The sequence below is a fragment of the Streptomyces sp. NPDC004647 genome, from assembly GCF_040609575.1.
Taxonomy (GTDB): Bacteria; Actinomycetota; Actinomycetes; order Streptomycetales; family Streptomycetaceae; genus Streptomyces.
This window is the reverse complement of record NZ_JBEXKU010000001.1, coordinates 107,852-124,185: the sequence shown is the minus strand read 5'-3', so window position 1 is coordinate 124,185 and position 16,334 is coordinate 107,852. Positions and strand designations below refer to the sequence as shown.

The following is a 16,334-nucleotide window of genomic DNA, read 5'->3' as shown; positions in this document are numbered from 1 at the left end:
AGCACACGCCCTCTGTCCTCGCGGGGATGGGACCGAATCGGCAAGGTCCTGGTTTCACAGCAGGCCACACAATGCTTGCGCCAGAGGCGATCGTGGAGCCTGGTGACGTCCTCGGACGTGCTGGGTGAAGACGGCTCGGTTCAACGTGCGCAGGTGCGGCTGGTAGCGCTCCGGCTGGCAGGCAACGGTGCGACCAAACACGTCCAGTCCCGGGATCTCTCGCTCGTATCCGAGGTTCTTGACGTGGCGCATGATCGCGAGCCCGCGCAGCACGCTCTCGCCGCCCGGTTCGAGTGGGATGTCGGGGGCTTCCCACAGTCGGCTGATCCCGGTGTCAAGGAGGTCCCGCAGAGTCTCGTCACATGCTGTCGAGGGGTCGGTTTGGCTCCGGACGCGAAGAGCCTCAGAGGCGACGCGGCCGGCAAAGAGCGGGATGCCGATGTAGGTGCCGAGGGTCTCCGTCATCACCCCGACCGCGCGACCACTGCTGTACGCCCGCTGCATGACTAGCCCGTGTAGGTCCTCCTCGGTGTCCTCGTCCCGGTCTTGGCGGAGGGCCGTCGTGGCGGCGGCCAGGAGGGTGCAGGCCATGTTGTAGGAGTCGTGCAGGTTGTCGCGCGGCGGTCCGGGGTTGAGCCACGGCTCCAGTTGGCTGAGCGCCTCAGCGGGCACACGGTGGGAGAAGAGCGGCGGGAGGGTTGCGCTCATGATCGGTCCCCGTTCTGGGTGAGGAATGCGGCTGCTGCGTCCTGGCCGAGAAGATGTTCGAGTGCCTGGCGCACGCCGGCGTCGGCGGCGGCGGCCCGGCGCAGTGCGTCCAGGCCAGCCTCCTGGTCGACGAGCTCCAGTGCCTCACTGGCCAGCTCCGCTGCCTGGCGCTCGAGGGCCCGCTTCTGGTCGGCGAGAGTCAGCAAGGTGACGGCGGCTTGGTCCGCGTCCTCATCGCCGTGCACCGTCGTGCCCGTGCGGACCGCGGTGACGTACCGCTCGCCGGCGAACAGCTGGACCATGTGCTGTTCGTTCGCGGCCCGCATGCGTTGCCGGGCCTCATCGAGCAGTGCCCCGTCGAGAGCATCCAGCGCGGCATCCCCATGCAGGCGCATCTGGTTGAGCTGATCGGCGACCTCGTCGTAGAGATCGGCGGACAGCGAGCCGAGTTCGATGCTGCGCGGGTCATGGCGTACCCGCCCCTCGTACAGGTCGACGGTGCCGCTGCGGAGGTGCTTGGCTTCCATGCGCAGGTGTGCGACCAGGGCGTGAATCTCAATGTCGTCGGGCGGGCAGTCCTCGATCCGCTTGGCCAGCGAACGTAGCGAGGTCTCGGTCAGATAGAGGCGTTCGCGGATCTGTTTGTCCGCGGTACCGCGTGCCTCCGAGTCGGACCGGTCGGCCCGGACCGCAAGCGTTTCGGCGTAGGACAGAAGGTCCGGGTGGTGCCGTTCGGTCACAACGGGGACGAGCCGCCCAGCGGTGCGAATGCGATCGATAGTAGGCCGTGTCATGCCGATGGCACGGGCGGCCAGGCTCACGCCACCGTGGGCGGGGAAGACGGACAGGGCTCCTAGGACCAGTCCGTTGCGGACCGCGTCATAGACAGCGCGCTCGTCCCGGAGGGTCACCAGGGCTTCGTACGCCTCGGCCGGCGAGTCGAAGTACACAGCCGGCGTCGGAGGTGTGGTGTCGGGCATGGAAGCACCCTAACCGCAAAGTGCATAGCGTGATGCATTTTTGATTGCATTGCTCGATGCAGATGATTTCGTTGCTGGATGCGCCCGCGTTGGGTCCTGCCGTCGGGCGTAGCCGCCCGCCCGGTCCTGCGAACACCCGGGTTAAGTCCGGCGCGACGAGACGATCGCCGAACTCCGCGAGCAGCTACGCCAGGCAAGAGCCAGTTCACCGAGACCCAAGGGAAACTCGATGCCCTCGCCACCGTGAGCGCGAATCTCTACGCCGAGAGCCTCACGCTCACGAAGCGGCTCCACCACCGGCGTGTCACCGCCCTGCCCACGGAGGGCAGAAGTCGACGACAGTGGGAAAGATTCCCTGCCGGTCGGCGGCTACCGCCACCAGCCACTCTTCGAGCTGGCCGCCGCCGATGCCTGGCCGCGCGTCCACCGCCTCGGGTCAGGTGGCGAAGGCAAAGTAGGTGCCGACGGTGAGGCCGGAGAAGGTGATGAGCTGGCGGGGCTTGAGGCAGGTGAAGGCGGTGTGCATCCAGATACCGACGACCACGGCATACGGCATCGTCTGCGGGATGAGCAGCGCGGGGGGCAGTGCGATCTCGATCGCGATGGCGGTGGCCGCGACCAGGCGCCAGAGGCGGACGTCCCGGTCGGTGAGGTTGCCCATGTAGCGGCGGACGAAGCCGGGGACGGCGTGCTGGCGCCGGTAGGGCAGCTGATCCTTGACCTGGGCGTAGACGTGAATCCATTGAGCGAGGTAGAGGCCAGTACGGAATTGGGGAGAGCGGAGTTTCTGCCAGGCGCTGTTCCAGTAGATGTCGCATGTGATCAGTACGAGGAGGGACGTTGCCCAGGTGTTGGCCGTGCTGGGGCCGTGCTCGATGCTGAGGCCGTGGCCGAGGTCGCCGGCGGCTAAGAGGCTGGCTCCGGTCAGCAGGGTGTAGCGGATGGCGTTGGGGCTCTTGAGGTAGAGGAGTTCCATGGCGGCTCCGGCCAGGACCAGCAGGAGCGACAGCCGGGGTGCCAGACCGGAGGCCAGGGTGAGGGCGGCGGCCGTGCGGGCGATGAGTACGGGTCGGTAGGCGTAGGCGAGGAGGCTGGCCCGTGTGGGGCCGAAGCGCTGCTCTGCCAGGTGGGAGCTGAGCGACCCGGGGGCGAACCGGTCCCAGCCGCCTTGGCCGATGGAGAGGGCGAACCGCAGGGCAAGGACAGTGCCGAAGACGATGCGGAACAGCTGGAGCCGTCCGGGGTCGGTGGGGTGCTGGAAGCCGGAGGCGAGAGCGTCAAAGAACCACATGGCTGTCCCTCACCTCGATGGGCTGCTCGCCCCGGGCGGACAGGACGCGGCCGTTCCCGTCGAGCCTGTCGTACCGGCCGCTGCGGGTGAGGTAGTTGATGATTGCCTGGAGCTGAGGCGGACCGAGGATGAAGGAGCCAGGGGATAGATAGTCATAGACGTTCACCGGTTCGGTGCGGCCGTTCTTGGTGCCGGTGAGCGTGATGATGGTGAAGGTGGCCCGGCAGAACATCTTCCAGCGCAGCCAGCGGCCAGGCAGGCGGGTGAAGCCGGTGATCATCCACGTCATCAGGGCGAGGGTGACGGCGATCTGGACAGCGGACAGCACAGACATATGCATGGGCAGGAGCCTCCGAGATGGGAGGGTGAAGGTGGTGGCGGTCAGCCCCGCGACCGGGGCGCCAGGAGTCAGCGCTCGGGCTTGGGGGGCCGCTGCATCAGCGCGGCCGCGGCCTCGTCGAGGGTGACCTTCTCGTGCAGCAGGGCGGAGATCACTTCCGTGATCGGCATCTCGACGTCGTGGGCATGAGCCAGGGCGAGGATCGCCTCCGCGCTCTTGACGCCCTCGGTGGTCTGCCGGGTGGCGGCCGTCGCCTGTTCGACGCTCAGGCCGTGACCGAGGTGGGTGCCGAAGGTGCGGTTGCGGGAGAGCGGGGAGAAGCAGGTGGCCACCAGGTCGCCCTGGCCGGCCAGACCGGCGAGGGTGGCCGGGTGGGCGCCCAGGGCCGTGGCCAGCCGGGTGGTCTCCGCCAGCCCGCGGGTGATGAGCATGGCTGCGGCGTTGTGGCCCAGGCCCATGCCCGTGGCGATGCCGACCGCGAGGGCGATGACGTTCTTCACCGCGCCGCCCAGCTCGCAGCCGGTCACGTCGGTGCTGGTGTAGGGCCGGAAGTAGGGGGTGTGGCACGCCTGCTGGACGCGGCGTGCGGCGTCCTCGTCGGGGCAGGCGATGGTGGCGGCGGCGGGCTTGCCTGTCATGATCTCGCGGGCGAGGTTCGGGCCCGACAGCACTGCGAGCCGGTCAGCAGAGACGCCGGTCACCTCGGTGATGACCTGGCTCGCCCGCAGCCCGCTGCCCAGTTCGATGCCCTTCATCAGCGACACGATCATTGTGTCGGGTCCGATGTGCGGCGCCCACAGGGCGAGGTTGGTCCGCAGAGACTGTGCGGGGATGGAGAGCACGAGGTAGTCCGCGCCGTCCAGCACGGCGGCCGGGTCGGTCGTGGCCGTCAGGGAGGCGGGCAACTCGACGTCCGGGAAGTAGCCGGGGTTGCGGTGAACCGTGTTGATCGCGTCGGCGATCTCGTTCCGGCGGGCGTGCACGGTGACGGCGGTGCCGGCGTCGGCCATGATCTTGGCGGCGGCGGTGCCCCAGGACCCGGCCGAGAACACCGCCGCACGGGCGGAACGGTGCTGGTTCACTGCGCGGTCCTCTCGTTGGGCGTGGGCCTGTCGCCGGGGTGGCGGCCGGGCCCGGTCATCCTATCGGCCGCGCCGGGTGCCGCAGGGGCGTCCGCGGGGCGCCGCAGGGTCACCAGGACGGCGCGACGGCCGGGCAGTGTGGGTAGCACCTGGTGAGCCTCGCGCAGCATGTTCTGTGCCTGGATCTCGCCCAGTTCGCGCCGCAGTTCGTCGGCGTGGTCGATCCACAGCCGGTAGAGCCGATTCCACATCTCGGGCTCTGCGGGGCGCTCGTCCACGTGCTCCACCGTGAGCCCGGCGGCACGGGCTTGCTCCTGCCAGGCCGGTGTTGCGCCGCGCCGCAGCGACCGGGTCAGGACCAGTCGGCCGCCCGGGGCCAGGACGCGGCCGAGCTCGCGCACCGCCGCGTCCCGGTCGGCGGCGCGGCCGAGGGCGTCCACGCACACGATGCCGTGGGCGTGGCCGTCGGGCAGGCCCGTGGCCTCCAGCTCGGCGACGCGGAAGGCGGCGCGGTCGATGCCGTCGCCGAAGAAGTGGGGGCGGCGGGCGGCGGCCTGGGCGACGGCGATCGGGGAGAGGTCGAAGCCCTCCAGGCGGAGGGCGAGGGCGCGGGCCAGCCACATTCCGATGCCGCCGGTGCCGCAGCCGGCGTCTACGAGGAGCTGGCCCGGGCACATGCAAAGCCGCGCGGTCATCAGCCCTAGCAGGGGCCAGTCGCAGGAGCTGGAGGCGGCGACTTCGGCCGGGTAGTCCTCTCCCATCGCCGCGGTGTACATGCGGGCGACCAGCGCAGTGCGGGCGCGGGCGGCGTGGAAGGCGTCGTACTGGGCGGAGCGCTGTTTGCCGGGCGCGGGCGGTGCCGCCGTGGTGGTGGGGTTCATCGTGGCATCGACCTCCTGATCCGTGAGCGGGTACCGGGGCAGACGATCTGCACGGCGTGGACCGGATCAGCCGGGTCGGACAGGTCTAGGGCCACCGGCTCGTAACTGGTGACGTGTGCGACCCGACGCGCCGTGTCCCCGGCCTGTTCGGCGAAGCCGCCGTCGGCGGCGGCGAAGTGGTCCGTCACCTTCGGCCACGGCGCGAGTCCCGTGGTCTGCGCCGGGCGGAAGGGCGGGATGTCGAAGCTGCTGGGGTCGCTTGGAAGGTCGTCCCGCATCCCGGCGATGGCGGTCGTTCTGGACTGCACGGCCTCGGTCAGCGCCCGGGTCAGCGCGACCGCCGGGTTGCTGTGGCAGCCGCCGCCGGCGAAGACGACCGGATAGTCCTCCGACCACAGGTAGGCCACACACACCGGCAGTCCGTACGGGCCGTCCACAAGCGCGACCTCCAGCGCCATGCCTGCGGCCACCAGCCGCTCGATCACCTCCCGACCGTGGGGGTCATCGACCGTCCCGGGCGCGATGAGGGTGCGCAGCCGCCCGCCGGATTGCCCGTCGCGGTACAGCACGTCCCGCTCCACGATCTCGAACAGCGCGTGCAGCAGCGCCTCGTCCCGGTTGTTGCCGCACGCCAGGCCGGTGCTGGTCGCGCGCAGCAGATCCGGGCTCCACTCGGGCCGCTGCGACCGGCGTCGGACAAGATCGACCGGCAGCAGCACCTTCTCGCCGCCAACCAGGCCGGTGCCGGGCGTCCACTCCCACACCATCCGGGCCAGGATGTGTTCGGGGTACGGGACGGTCAGCGGCAGCGCGGTCACGGGGCAGTCGGGAGCGACGTCCTCGGCTGGCCCGTGGGCCGCGACGGGCAGCGGCTGCTCGACGTGCCACAGCTCGATCGCCTCCATGACCGCCGACAGCTTCGCCAGCAGGTCGGTGGTGCCCTTGCCCTGGGACGTGCTCAGGGTCCGCGAGGCGGGCCGGATCGCCGTCCAGACCGGCAGCCCGATGCAGTCCAGGCCGGTCAGGTCAGCGACCCGGGTGATGCCGTAGTCCGGCAGGCGTCCGGCCACCGCCTCCCACGTCTGATCGGGGGTCCGGGCGCGCACCGTGCCCGGCAGCGCCACCAGATCTTCAACGCCCACCACGGGGGGCCTCCGTCCGCTCGGTCGTCTCGGTCATCTCCTCGTCCAGGAGCCCGGGCATGAGCCGCTTGGCCGCCTCGACGGCGCGCGCCCCGCAGGCCAGCCCGCGCGCGGACGCCTCCGCGTCGAAATGCTGCTCAGGGCACTGCCACACCTGCAGCAGGAGCCGGCGGGTGAGGTCGTCGCGCACCGCTGCGGTCGAGAACCCGGGCAGGCTGCGGCGGGCGCGCGCGAGGGCGGTGGCGTACCGGGCCACCGCCTGGCGGTCCTGTTCGGTCTCGCCTGCCAGCAGCAGGGCCACGGTCGCCTCGTCCCGCAGGTCGATCGCCGGGTGGAACACGCGGTCGGCGGGCAGGTCTCCGCCGGTGACCTGGGCCAGCCGCTCCGCCAGCGGCAAGCCCGGCCCGTTGGCCGGGTGGAGGGAGCGGTGTTCGAGGTAGGCCGCCCACGTCTCGCGGAACGCCGGGTCGAACACCTGCTGGTAGACGAGGCGGTCCTCGGTGGACAGTTCCAGCCCGTCAACGCGGTCGCGGGCGAAGGCGTTGGACCAGCGCCGGAAGTAGCTCGTCTCCCACACCGCAGGCGGCGTCTGGGCGTCGACCTGCGGCGCCCGGCCGTCGAGTGCGACGTGCACGGCCGCAAGGGCATCGGCGCGCTTCAGGTCGCCGAAGTGCCGGTCCTGCTCGCGCCGCTCGGCCAGCCACCCGGCGAACTCCGTCTCGCCCTGGCGGCGGCAGACGGCCCGCACCGCGGCCGTGGTGCGCTGCGGGTAGTAGACCGCGCGCAGCGCCACCAGCAGCCCGGCGGCCCGCTCGCCATCGAGCACCCCAGCGGACCGGGCCAGCTCCAGGACATGCCGGAGGTTGACCATCGGCCAGGTCAGCGCGTCCCATTCCCCGTCCGGGGTCTGCCCGACCGCCACCTCATCGTCGCCGTCGATCTCCCCCCGGGCATAGGCGGTGTAGATGGTGCCGACGCCGAGCATCCCGAAAGGCGCCAGTTCGGCCGCCCGCAGCGCGCCGATGCTCGCCGCCCCGATCACCTGAACCCCCCGGCCCATCGCGGCCAGGATCTCCTTGTGGCGCAGCGCTGGCGCCTGGTGATACACCCCGTCGATGAGCACCACCGTGTCGCCGCCGCGGATCGCGGTCTCGAACAGGTCCCCGTGCCCCGCCGGCGGCCACACCCATACGCCCGGCGCGGCAAGCTGCGGCTCGGACCTCGGCAGCGTTGGCCCGACGAACACATGAATCACTGCGACCTCCACGATGAAGCACGAGGGGCGCCCCTCCCCGGGCCCACAGGACCCATGAGAAGGGAGGGACGCCCAGGTCAGCACGCGAATGCGAGAGAGGACTACTCCTCGTCCTCGACGTCGACGGCGACCACCACGGGCCCGGTGATCTCCCCGGTCTCCTGCGTCGACGCCGAGGTGCTGGCGGCGGCGGCCTGGGACTTGGATGCCATGGGGTTCCTCCTACGGAAGCGATTCAGCGGCCGATCGGCTCGGCCTTTGACATCCGCCAGTGAAGCCAAGACCGCCGCGACTGGTAAGCCCCACCATGGGGGCCCATCGTGGGGGTATCGTCTGGGCCGACGCTCCGTCACGCTACGAGGTCCGAGGGGGACTTGTGGACGACTTACGGCCGTCACCAGCCCAGGTTCCGCACCGTCTGCTGACCGATCCGTCATTCGTCCGTGCCGTCCAAAACCGCGACTTCACGGCGGTGTTCGCCATGGCTCGCGAGAACGAGATCAGCTTCTACCGGATCGGTGAGGCGTGCGGCATGAAGGCCGAGCGGGTCTCCAAGATCGCGCGGGGCGAGGCGAGGGTGACCACGCTTGTCACAATCGAGCGTGTTGCGGACGCACTTCGGATTCCCGGTGCCCTTTTGGGCCTTGCTGCGCGACCCTGGGAGCACAGCTCCCCTACACCCCACGCGGAGTCCGACGATGGAGAGGACCCCATGAACCGCCGCCATCTGCTGCGCGGCGCGCTCGCCGCCGGCCTCACCGGAACGGCGCTCACCGCCCTGACCGACACCCGCCAGTCGCTGGACCTCGCCCTCGCCGCCGACACCGCCCCGGCCGACCTCTCCGATCTGGAGGCAGCTGCCGAGGCGTACGGCTACGGCTATCACGGCCAGTCCCCGACCCGGGTTCTGGCCGACATCGCGGGCGATTTCGCCGACCTCCGGCCGTTCCTCGACAGCCCTCAGCCGGTCGCCACGCGCATCCGGGTGTGCCGCGCCGCCGGGCAGATGGCGGGGATGATCGCGATCGTGCTGCACGACCTCGGCGCCAGGAAGGAGGCCCGAAAATGGTTCGCCACCGCTTCCACGGCCGCCAAGGAGTCCGGAGACCGCCAGCTGCATGGGTGGGTGCTGGCCCGCGAGGCGATGGTCCCGCTCAACTACGGTGCCCCGCAGGCCGCCGCGCTCCTCGCCGAGCAGGCCCGGCAGGCCGCCGGGAACCGGCCGACCGCTGCGGCGACCCTGGCGGCAGCCGTCGCCGCCCGCGCCTACGCCCTGTCCCACCAGCCCGAACAGGCCCGCCAGGCGGTCGCAGCCGCCGACGCTTTCATGGAGCGGCTCGACGCCGGAGCGCGGGCCGACACGTGGCTGACCCATGGCGAGCAGAAACACCACGTCCACCTGTCTCACTCGTTCACCGCGCTGGGCGACACCCGGTCGGCTCGCGAGAGCCAGCAGCGGGCGCTGGAACTGTCCGCGCCGACCAGCACCATGACCCGCTCCCTGTTGACCATCGACGGGGCGGCCTGCTTCCACCACGACGGCGACACCGAGCAGGCGTGCCAGGGCACGGTCGCCGTCCTGGACAGCCTCCCGGCCGACTACCGCACCGGACTCGTTCACCGGCGCGCAATGGACCTGTACCGCTCGATCCCCACCTATCACCACCGCGAGGTCGCCGTGCGCGAGCTGCGCGACGTCCTCGCCGCCTAAGCCGTCCCTCAGTCCTTCTGCCCTCGGTGATCGCGTGAGAGCAGCGCTCGTCCGGCATCCTCTTCGTGAAGGCACTGGATCAGTCGCTGTGCGGGCTTCCGCTCAAGGAAATGTGCCCGAGGTAGCCGATCGGGGGGCTCCGTGAAAGCGAATGCAGCAATGGGTGCCGCAGCGTCCGCGGCTGAGTACGGGCTGACCCGAGCGCGGAGCTCGGCCCGGCCCGCTGGCGGCTCTGCCCTCGGGCTGTACTCCTCGCCGACCGGGTCGGAGGCGTAGACCTGCACGGTCGAGAGCGGTCCGAGCGGGACTCCCGTCTGAAACGGTTCGAGGCTGAAGTCCCAAAAGTCGTTGTAGCCGCGGCTGCGAGCCCGAACGAAGAGCCACATTAGCGACAAGTGCTCACGAAGCCGCGGCGGCAGGGTGCGCAGGTCGGTGTCGGCCGTCACCTCCGCCCCACGCTGCCCGGTCGCGCTCTGGCTGACCCGGCGGCGTGTAAGGGCCGTTGGGGATGTCCGGGTATTCGGCGCTCTGGCACCAGGGGCTTCCCTGGCAGTCGTGGGCTGGGCTGGGACTCTCCATGACGAAAGGCTATCCAGCCGCCGGCCTCGGCCGCACCATGCATGCGACGGTGAACCCGAGCTCCAGGGCGCGGAAAGGAGCCGCCCCCGATCAGGTTTCCCCGCGGCGGGGCCCCGCGATCCGGGTCGGGCCTGGCTTGAGGAGCCTGTGGCGGTAGTCGGAGCAACTGTTCTCGACCACAGGTGCAATCACCGCTTCTGCGGACGGTTGGCCTGTGTTGCCACCCTGCCGCGGGGCTATCAGAAGGGGGCAGCCGGGTGTGCGTTCCACAAGTCCTGCTCTCGGGGATCTGGCCGGGATCCCGACAGCGTCGGACCGGTGCCAGCGACGACAGGCGCGGAAGCACTCACCGCGGCATGTCGCCGCCGCTGGTCCCCCATGGCCAGAACGGAGGTGCAGCCGTCGGCAGCAGAGTGGCGCATGCTCACGAGTCCGGAGAACCGCACTGGCAAGGCCGGCGCTGTCCGGATCGGCGGAAGTCGTTGGAAGAGTGCACAACAGCTGCCGACTCGCTCTGGACGCTTTCACCGGGTATCACGAATCAACCGGTGGGACTGCCTCCGTGTAACGGCGGACGACGGCTCCAGGTAGTCCACCTGTAGCGCACCGAGGTCCGCCAGTTCGCCGACACCGCGGACAACGGCGATCTGTTCGAATTTTGGGTGTTGGCCCAGTGCGGTCTCCGTGGACACCAGAGCCGCGAATTGTTCGTGTAGCACTGATGCCGGCCGACGCGAAGCACGGAAGTGAAAACCAACTTCTCCGAACTCTTGGTCAGAACCCCAATCAGTTCAGTGGTGTGCAAGCCTGAGCCCGTGACCAACCCACCGCTGCAACCCACCGGCGTGGAACTCCTCGATGTTCACCGGCTCCGCTTCATTGATGGTGATGCGCCTCGACTGTCGGCCGAAGATCGGCTGGCCATGAACCGTGTCTGGGACGAGGCGGTCCAGGCCAACCCGTCCCTCTTCGACGGGCCAGCGGTGGCGTGCGCCGGGCTGGATTGGGACGGGCCACACAGTTTGGCCGTCACCTGGGCAAGGGTGACCTACCGGCACTACGCCCTGCGTCGGGTCCCGGGCGCCACCTCCCTGCCGTCCCTCTTCGTCTGCGCCCTACAGCCGACAGATGATGGACGTCTGCTGGTGGGGCGCATGTCGTCGTCAACGGCCGCCCCTGGTCGACTGCAACTGCCCGGCGGTTCCGTGGAGCCGCCGCGTCACGACGAGCCGCTCGATGTGGCTGTGCTGCGCAGCCATGCTGCTCGGGAGCTTGTCGAAGAGACGGGTGTTGACACGCCACCCGAGGATCTGACCCTGTGGCTTGTCACGCGCGGAGAGAACGGGAACATTGGTTTCCTGTTCCGCGCTCCGAGCCGACCGGCCGAGCTGCTGGAGCAGCGGTTCGCAGCTCTGGTGTCCTCGGAGAGAGCACTGGGACGTGAGCCGGAGTTTGACCAGATGGCCCTGATTCACTTTGAGGCCGATTTGGCGGACCTCGGTGGGTCGTGTCGCAAGTGGACTACCTAGAGCCGGTCGTCCGCCGATACGTAGGGGCAGCCTGCAGTCCAGCCAACTCTTACTGACTGGTGCGGCCTGCAATCTGGTCGAATGCGGGGATCCCCAGGAACACGGGCGATTCTAGCGTTGCTGTCGTGCGTCGAGTTGTGTGATCTTTCTTCTGCGGTGGTGTGGGGCTGGCGTGCTTCGGCGATCCGGTCGTGAAGATTGTTCCGGATCTCTTCGAGCCGGGGCCTTTCGGTAGGACTGACGATGAGAACAGGGCAGCGGACACAGGTTCTACTGAGCTTGAACTCGTGATGTCGGCCAGAGCAACAGGTGGCACACCTCAGCGCTTGCGGCTGGGGCTCCACTCGTAGGCCATCGGCGCCGTCTCGATGACTTCACTGGGCCAGGTCTGCCTTACCTGTTCCAGACGCTCTTGATGGTCATTGACCCAGTTCTCTTCCGGGCGGATTCCCAGGAGCGCGGTGAGACGGTCCGGGTCTTCGACCGTGACCGACAGCCAGCCGTCTTCGTGCACGCGAAGGGCGAGGCTCAGGCCACGATCCCCTCCGATACCGGCTTGCCGGCCTGGGGCGAGGTCAGACAGGTCCCGCTGCCAAGCGTCTAGGTCCCGCTGGAAGAGGTAGACGTCTAGCCGGGCGTCGATGAAGCTGGCGGATACGAGCACGTCGGCGCGCAGGATGTCGTGGCCCGTCAGTACGCCCGGCTGGAAGCGGCCAGTGACGCGTACGATGCAGCGGTTCCCGTCCGTGTCCTCCAGGTGGATCAGATCCGCCGGGGCAGGTTCCGTCATCGCGACACTCGCTTTCTTACGGTGGGGTGAGCTGCATCCTCTCCCATCGACACGTCGACGACGCAGACGGCCCAGGACAGTGAGGGTCACGCCCCGACGGCCAAACCGGTTCCGGCGAGGCAGCCGTCGATGAGGTCACTGCGGTACTGGATCTTGCGCAGGCCGTGTCGGACCGTGCGGATCAGGTGTTCGGGTGTGGTGAAGGCGACGTTGGATAACCAGCCACGTCGCAGCAGGGACCAGATGCCCTCAACCGGGTTGAGGTCGGGTGCATAGGACGGCAGCTGGTAGACCGTCAGCCAGTCCCGGGCGGCAACAAACTCCCGCATACCCGAGGTCAGATGGGTGTTGAGATTGTCCCAAATGAGCACGATGGGGCCACCGAGCTGCTGGTGGGCGACGGTCAGCAGATCGCGATAGTCGGTCCAGGCGAAGCTCTTGCGCCCGTCCGGCCGGCTGTCCAGGCGGGGCCGGTAGATCAGACGCGAGCGCTCGCCGGGTTTGTAACAGGTCAGGGCGGCGATCGAGATCCGGCGGCGCGAGCGGCCGCGGACCTTGACCACCGGGGTGCGGCCGCGCCGTGCCCAGGTCCTGGCGGTCGGCGGCGTCATCGACATTCCGGCCTCGTCCTCAAAGACGATCCAGGCGTCGAGCGCCGCCGCGGTGCTTCCACCTGCGGCCACGTCTCCTTCACCCAGGTGGCCACCGCGTCCTCGTCGCGTTCCACCGCCCGCCGGGCCGGCACCTGACACGACCAGCCGTTCCGCCGCAGCATCTTGGCGACACCCTGGATGGTGTAGCCCTTGTGGAACCGGCGGCCGATCACTGTCTTGATCCGCGAGAGTGTCCACCGCTGGTCGTCCCAGCCGTGAGCCACGGGCCCCTTCGCCAGCTCCGCTTCCAGCTGTGCGAACTGGGCGCCACCGAGCCGGGGCAAAGACGCCGGGCCGACTGAGGCCAGGGCACGGGTGCCGCCCTCCCGCCAGGCCCGCCGCCACCGCTGCACCGACCGCACACTGACCCGCAGATCCTTGGCGATCACCATGTTCGTCTCACCCCGCGCGAACCGGTCAGACGCCCCCAGGCGTAACCGCTCACGGAACTCCCGTCGCTCGGCGGTCAGCCCGCCGCCCTGCGCGTACCGCATACCCACGGCATAGCGCAGGGATCAAGAACCGTCAGCACCCCACGACACCATGAGTTCAAGCTCAGTAACCGAACTATTTCGATGGCGTGCGCTGAAGATCAATCGGCTCTTCGGTGTCGAGCCACGTTCCGGGGTCGTTCCAGGAACGCCCGACCACTGGTGGCACCCCGTGGGGTCTTCGATGCGTACGCACTCAAGTCGCCGGGTCTGTCGGGGAGGTGGAGGGAACGAGCATCCGGCAAGGATGCCACCCCGACTGATCTTCCTGTCGCACGGCGGATGTCGGGCCGAGGCTGATGCTGGTGCTGCGGTTCGTGGCCTCGCGCATGGCCTGGAGCTTCTATTCCGCCCTGCCAGGGTGGTCTCGAACCCCTGCGACTCCGCACGGAGATGCCCCTGCGGCGGCTGCCCCCCGGCGCCTGTGCCTCCTCCGCTGCTGCCAGCGACAGGGCTCGTGCAACAGAAAGGCGTGCCCTTCACCCAGGAGCCAGGCACGAGCTGGATGCCCCGCTGTTGCGGTGACCTACAGCGTTGCGTGCCGTCACGGCTCACGTGTTGAATTCATCCGTCCAGCGGCGACCGGTCAGACCGGGGAAGTGCGCCCGTCAACGAATCCCCGACGGGCCATGCTTGGGCAGTTCCGCGTAGCGCTCGTCTCCTTGCTGGGAATCCCGGGCTTCGTCCTGGGCTTGACGAGCCTGTCGCAGTTGGGCCAGGCGCCTGGCCTCTGTGGTGAGCCGCCTTCGGACAGCATCCTGGTCGACCTTCTCCTCGGTCACCAATGGCTCGTGCGTTGTCACGTTTTGCTCCTTCGGCTGGGTTGCGGGGGGTGTCAGCGGGCTACACCCGCGGCGGGGGGCTGGGGTTGGCTCTGGCGCTGTGCTTCGTCAGCTGGGGAGACCGGCTTCACATGGGTGGCTGCCGGCGCGGGAGAAGCGGGGGTGCGCCGCCTGCCGTCCTCGATGATCGTCTGGCTGCGACCCGCAATCTCGGGGGCCCTGGCCTCAAGGAGCTGCGCGACATCGCTCTCGCTCCCCCGGCCCGCGGGAGCCTGCGGTGGCCGGGCGATATTGGCCGGTCCTGGGCGGTCATCGCCTCGCCTCCGCCGTGGCAGTGCCGGCCGGGGCCCCCGCGGTGCAGGACGCTCCGGGCGCTCCGGCGCCGCGGATTCCGGCGGCCTGGGCGTGGCTTCAGGCTCCCTGGCCGCACTGCCAGGGAGCGACCGACCCTGATCAGGCGTAGCGGGGGGGCGCTGTGCTTGGAGGAGTTCGGGGAGCCGCTGTTCCAGATCGTTGAGCCGGGTCGGCAGGTCGGGGGCTGTTGCTGTGGTGGCTCGGGGCTGGATACCTTCGCGTGGGCCGACGACGTTCAGGGTGTGGAGTACGTGGAGGGCGCGTTCCGCCTGCGGATGGGTCAGCCCGAGCTCTGGGGTGCTGGCCAGGGCGAGCGGGGAGGCCAATGCGTCGCTGTGGACCAGGTGCTGGGCGACGTCGATTACGTTCTGTGCGGTGATCTCTGCGTCCAGCGCATCACGGCTGAGTTCGGCAGGGCCGGCGATCTCGAGGGCGAACCGGTTGGCTGCCTGCTTGAGGAAGGGTGCGTCGGGGTGGCGTTTGGCCTTTTCGACGCGATGGCGAAGGGCGTCGATGAGGGCGATCCGTGTCTCGACTGGAGTGTCGGTTTCCATCCCTGCCACCCACTGCTTGGGCGGGAAGTTCGCGTCCATCGGGTATCCCATGCCTATGCGTTTCCCGATGGCGTTCTGGGTCAGCAGGAAGCTGATTTGCAGGTCGGTCCGGTCCTGCGGCGTCAGGAACTTCGCCCGCAGAGCGTCTCCAAGGGTGCGTGACTCCTCGAACAGGGTGTCCAAGTGAGGGTCGCGAGGTCCGTTGTCGTAGTAGTACCCGTGGCTGCGGCGTTCGTTCTCTGCGAGGGTGCCGCGCATCCGCTCCAGGCGCTGCTCCGCGAGGTGGTGGACCAGTGCGGCGATCGCGCGGCGGCCGTCGTCGCCTCGCCCCTGGTTGTCGTAGCGTGCGACAGCCTTGCGGGCAAGTGATGAAATCATCTCGAATCCGCGCAGCTGGGCTGTCTCGACAGTCCCGTGCAGGCGGACGTCGAGGACCAGGCGTGACTGGGCAGCTGCCTGGCCGAGGTTGCTCAGCGCGGACATCACATGGGAGGCCTCAGCCAGGTCTGGGTCACCCTGTGCGCCGATGGTGAGGGCGGTGTCCAGCAGAGCTTCGTCCTGGTCGATCCTGCCAGAGGTGTTCTGCGGCGGGCTTGGGAGAGGCGGCAGTTGCTGGATGGCCTTGGACAGCTTCCGAAGGTGCGCTCCCAAGGTCTTGGGCGTGTTCAGGGCTGTGCCCGGGTCGATGCCCGCCGCCCGGGCCGCGTTCCGCTCCGCCGCCTGCTTCAGCATGCCCATGGCCGCGGCGCCTGGGGTGGCGTGCTGCTGGTGGGTTTCGAGATACGTGCTGATCTCGGCGGCGTGCCGTTCGATGAGGCTGCTGGCCAGCACCGTGATGTGAGCCGCCTGGACGGCGAGCTGAGGCATGCGCTCCGCCCTGACATTCAGCTGCTGCAGTACAGAGTCGGCCTGCGCGTGGATCTGCTGTATGGCGACCCATGAGGGATGCGGGAGGTAGTAATCCTGCGCTGCGTCTGCGTGGACGCCGGCCATGGCGGTTTCGAGACCGAGCAGGTCACGCGGGCCGGCGGGCGGCGGGCCCTCCAGGTCCAGCGCCCGGGACCTCCTCGGGCCATGTCGCAGACCCAGGCGGGCCAGGCGCACCAGCTCGGCCTCGGTGGCATCCGCGGAGGGGTTCGGCGGGAGGAAGGGGGCAGGCAGAACTGCCGAGGTTGGGACCGGCGCGGTAGGTGTCGTCATGATTTCTCCAGG

At 69.3% G+C, this 16,334-nt stretch carries 15 protein-coding genes; 2 read left to right on the top strand and 13 right to left on the bottom strand.

What is annotated here, in order from left to right; all coding sequences use genetic code 11:
• Positions 1-54 precede the first annotated feature (54 nt).
• From ABZW18_RS00325 to ABZW18_RS00290, 8 genes are all read right to left on the bottom strand, one after another.
• Positions 55-708 carry a hypothetical protein gene (locus tag ABZW18_RS00325; RefSeq protein WP_356179871.1) on the bottom strand — a complete coding sequence of 218 codons (654 nt, stop codon included), beginning with the start codon at positions 706-708 and terminating at the stop codon, positions 55-57.
• The gene (locus tag ABZW18_RS00320; RefSeq protein ID WP_356179868.1) at positions 705-1,688 is read right to left on the bottom strand and encodes a hypothetical protein; all 984 of its coding nucleotides are present in this window, start codon (positions 1,686-1,688) and stop codon (positions 705-707) included. The genes ABZW18_RS00325 and ABZW18_RS00320 overlap by 4 nt, the downstream gene beginning before the upstream one ends.
• Before the next feature lie 436 nt (positions 1,689-2,124).
• A complete protein-coding gene (locus ABZW18_RS00315) occupies positions 2,125-2,979 on the bottom strand; it encodes a hypothetical protein (RefSeq protein ID WP_356179865.1) in 855 nt (284 codons plus the stop codon).
• A complete protein-coding gene (locus ABZW18_RS00310) occupies positions 2,966-3,319 on the bottom strand; it encodes a hypothetical protein (protein WP_356179862.1) in 354 nt (117 codons plus the stop codon). Before ABZW18_RS00310 ends, ABZW18_RS00315 begins: the two co-directional genes overlap by 14 nt.
• Before the next feature lie 68 nt (positions 3,320-3,387).
• Positions 3,388-4,401: an NAD(P)H-dependent glycerol-3-phosphate dehydrogenase gene (locus ABZW18_RS00305; protein ID WP_356179859.1), complete on the bottom strand. Its 1,014-nt coding sequence runs from the start codon at positions 4,399-4,401 to the stop codon at positions 3,388-3,390.
• Positions 4,398-5,282, bottom strand: a complete 885-nt coding sequence (locus ABZW18_RS00300) for a class I SAM-dependent methyltransferase (protein ID WP_356179856.1) — start codon at positions 5,280-5,282, stop codon at positions 4,398-4,400. The genes ABZW18_RS00305 and ABZW18_RS00300 overlap by 4 nt, the downstream gene beginning before the upstream one ends.
• A complete protein-coding gene (locus ABZW18_RS00295) occupies positions 5,279-6,427 on the bottom strand; it encodes a YcaO-like family protein (protein ID WP_356179853.1) in 1,149 nt (382 codons plus the stop codon). Before ABZW18_RS00295 ends, ABZW18_RS00300 begins: the two co-directional genes overlap by 4 nt.
• A complete protein-coding gene (locus ABZW18_RS00290; protein WP_356179850.1) occupies positions 6,414-7,679 on the bottom strand; it encodes a TfuA-like protein in 1,266 nt (421 codons plus the stop codon). Before ABZW18_RS00290 ends, ABZW18_RS00295 begins: the two co-directional genes overlap by 14 nt.
• A gap of 376 nt (positions 7,680-8,055) precedes the next feature.
• On the opposite strand from ABZW18_RS00290, the gene ABZW18_RS00285 reads away from it, so the two are divergent.
• A complete protein-coding gene (locus ABZW18_RS00285; protein WP_356179847.1) occupies positions 8,056-9,390 on the top strand; it encodes a hypothetical protein in 1,335 nt (444 codons plus the stop codon).
• A 1,394-nt stretch (positions 9,391-10,784) separates the two neighbouring features.
• On the top strand, positions 10,785-11,498 hold the full coding sequence (locus ABZW18_RS00280; RefSeq protein WP_356179844.1) for an NUDIX domain-containing protein: 714 nt from the start codon (positions 10,785-10,787) through the stop codon (positions 11,496-11,498).
• Positions 11,499-11,817: 319 nt separating this feature from the next.
• On the opposite strand, the gene ABZW18_RS00275 is transcribed toward ABZW18_RS00280, so the two are convergent.
• From ABZW18_RS00275 to ABZW18_RS00255, 5 genes are all read right to left on the bottom strand, one after another.
• The gene (locus ABZW18_RS00275; protein ID WP_356179841.1) at positions 11,818-12,288 is read right to left on the bottom strand and encodes a DUF5959 family protein; all 471 of its coding nucleotides are present in this window, start codon (positions 12,286-12,288) and stop codon (positions 11,818-11,820) included.
• Positions 12,289-12,374: 86 nt separating this feature from the next.
• Positions 12,375-12,899, bottom strand: coding sequence for a transposase (locus ABZW18_RS00270; RefSeq protein WP_356180116.1), 525 nt, complete (start codon positions 12,897-12,899; stop codon positions 12,375-12,377).
• A complete protein-coding gene (locus ABZW18_RS00265) occupies positions 12,896-13,435 on the bottom strand; it encodes a winged helix-turn-helix domain-containing protein (RefSeq protein ID WP_356179838.1) in 540 nt (179 codons plus the stop codon). The genes ABZW18_RS00270 and ABZW18_RS00265 overlap by 4 nt, the downstream gene beginning before the upstream one ends.
• Before the next feature lie 605 nt (positions 13,436-14,040).
• Positions 14,041-14,235 (bottom strand): hypothetical protein, encoded by a 195-nt coding sequence (locus tag ABZW18_RS00260; protein ID WP_356179835.1) that lies wholly within the window; start codon positions 14,233-14,235, stop codon positions 14,041-14,043.
• A 32-nt stretch (positions 14,236-14,267) separates the two neighbouring features.
• Positions 14,268-16,322 (bottom strand): hypothetical protein, encoded by a 2,055-nt coding sequence (locus ABZW18_RS00255; RefSeq protein ID WP_356179832.1) that lies wholly within the window; start codon positions 16,320-16,322, stop codon positions 14,268-14,270.
• Between the last annotated feature and the right edge of the window lie 12 nt (positions 16,323-16,334).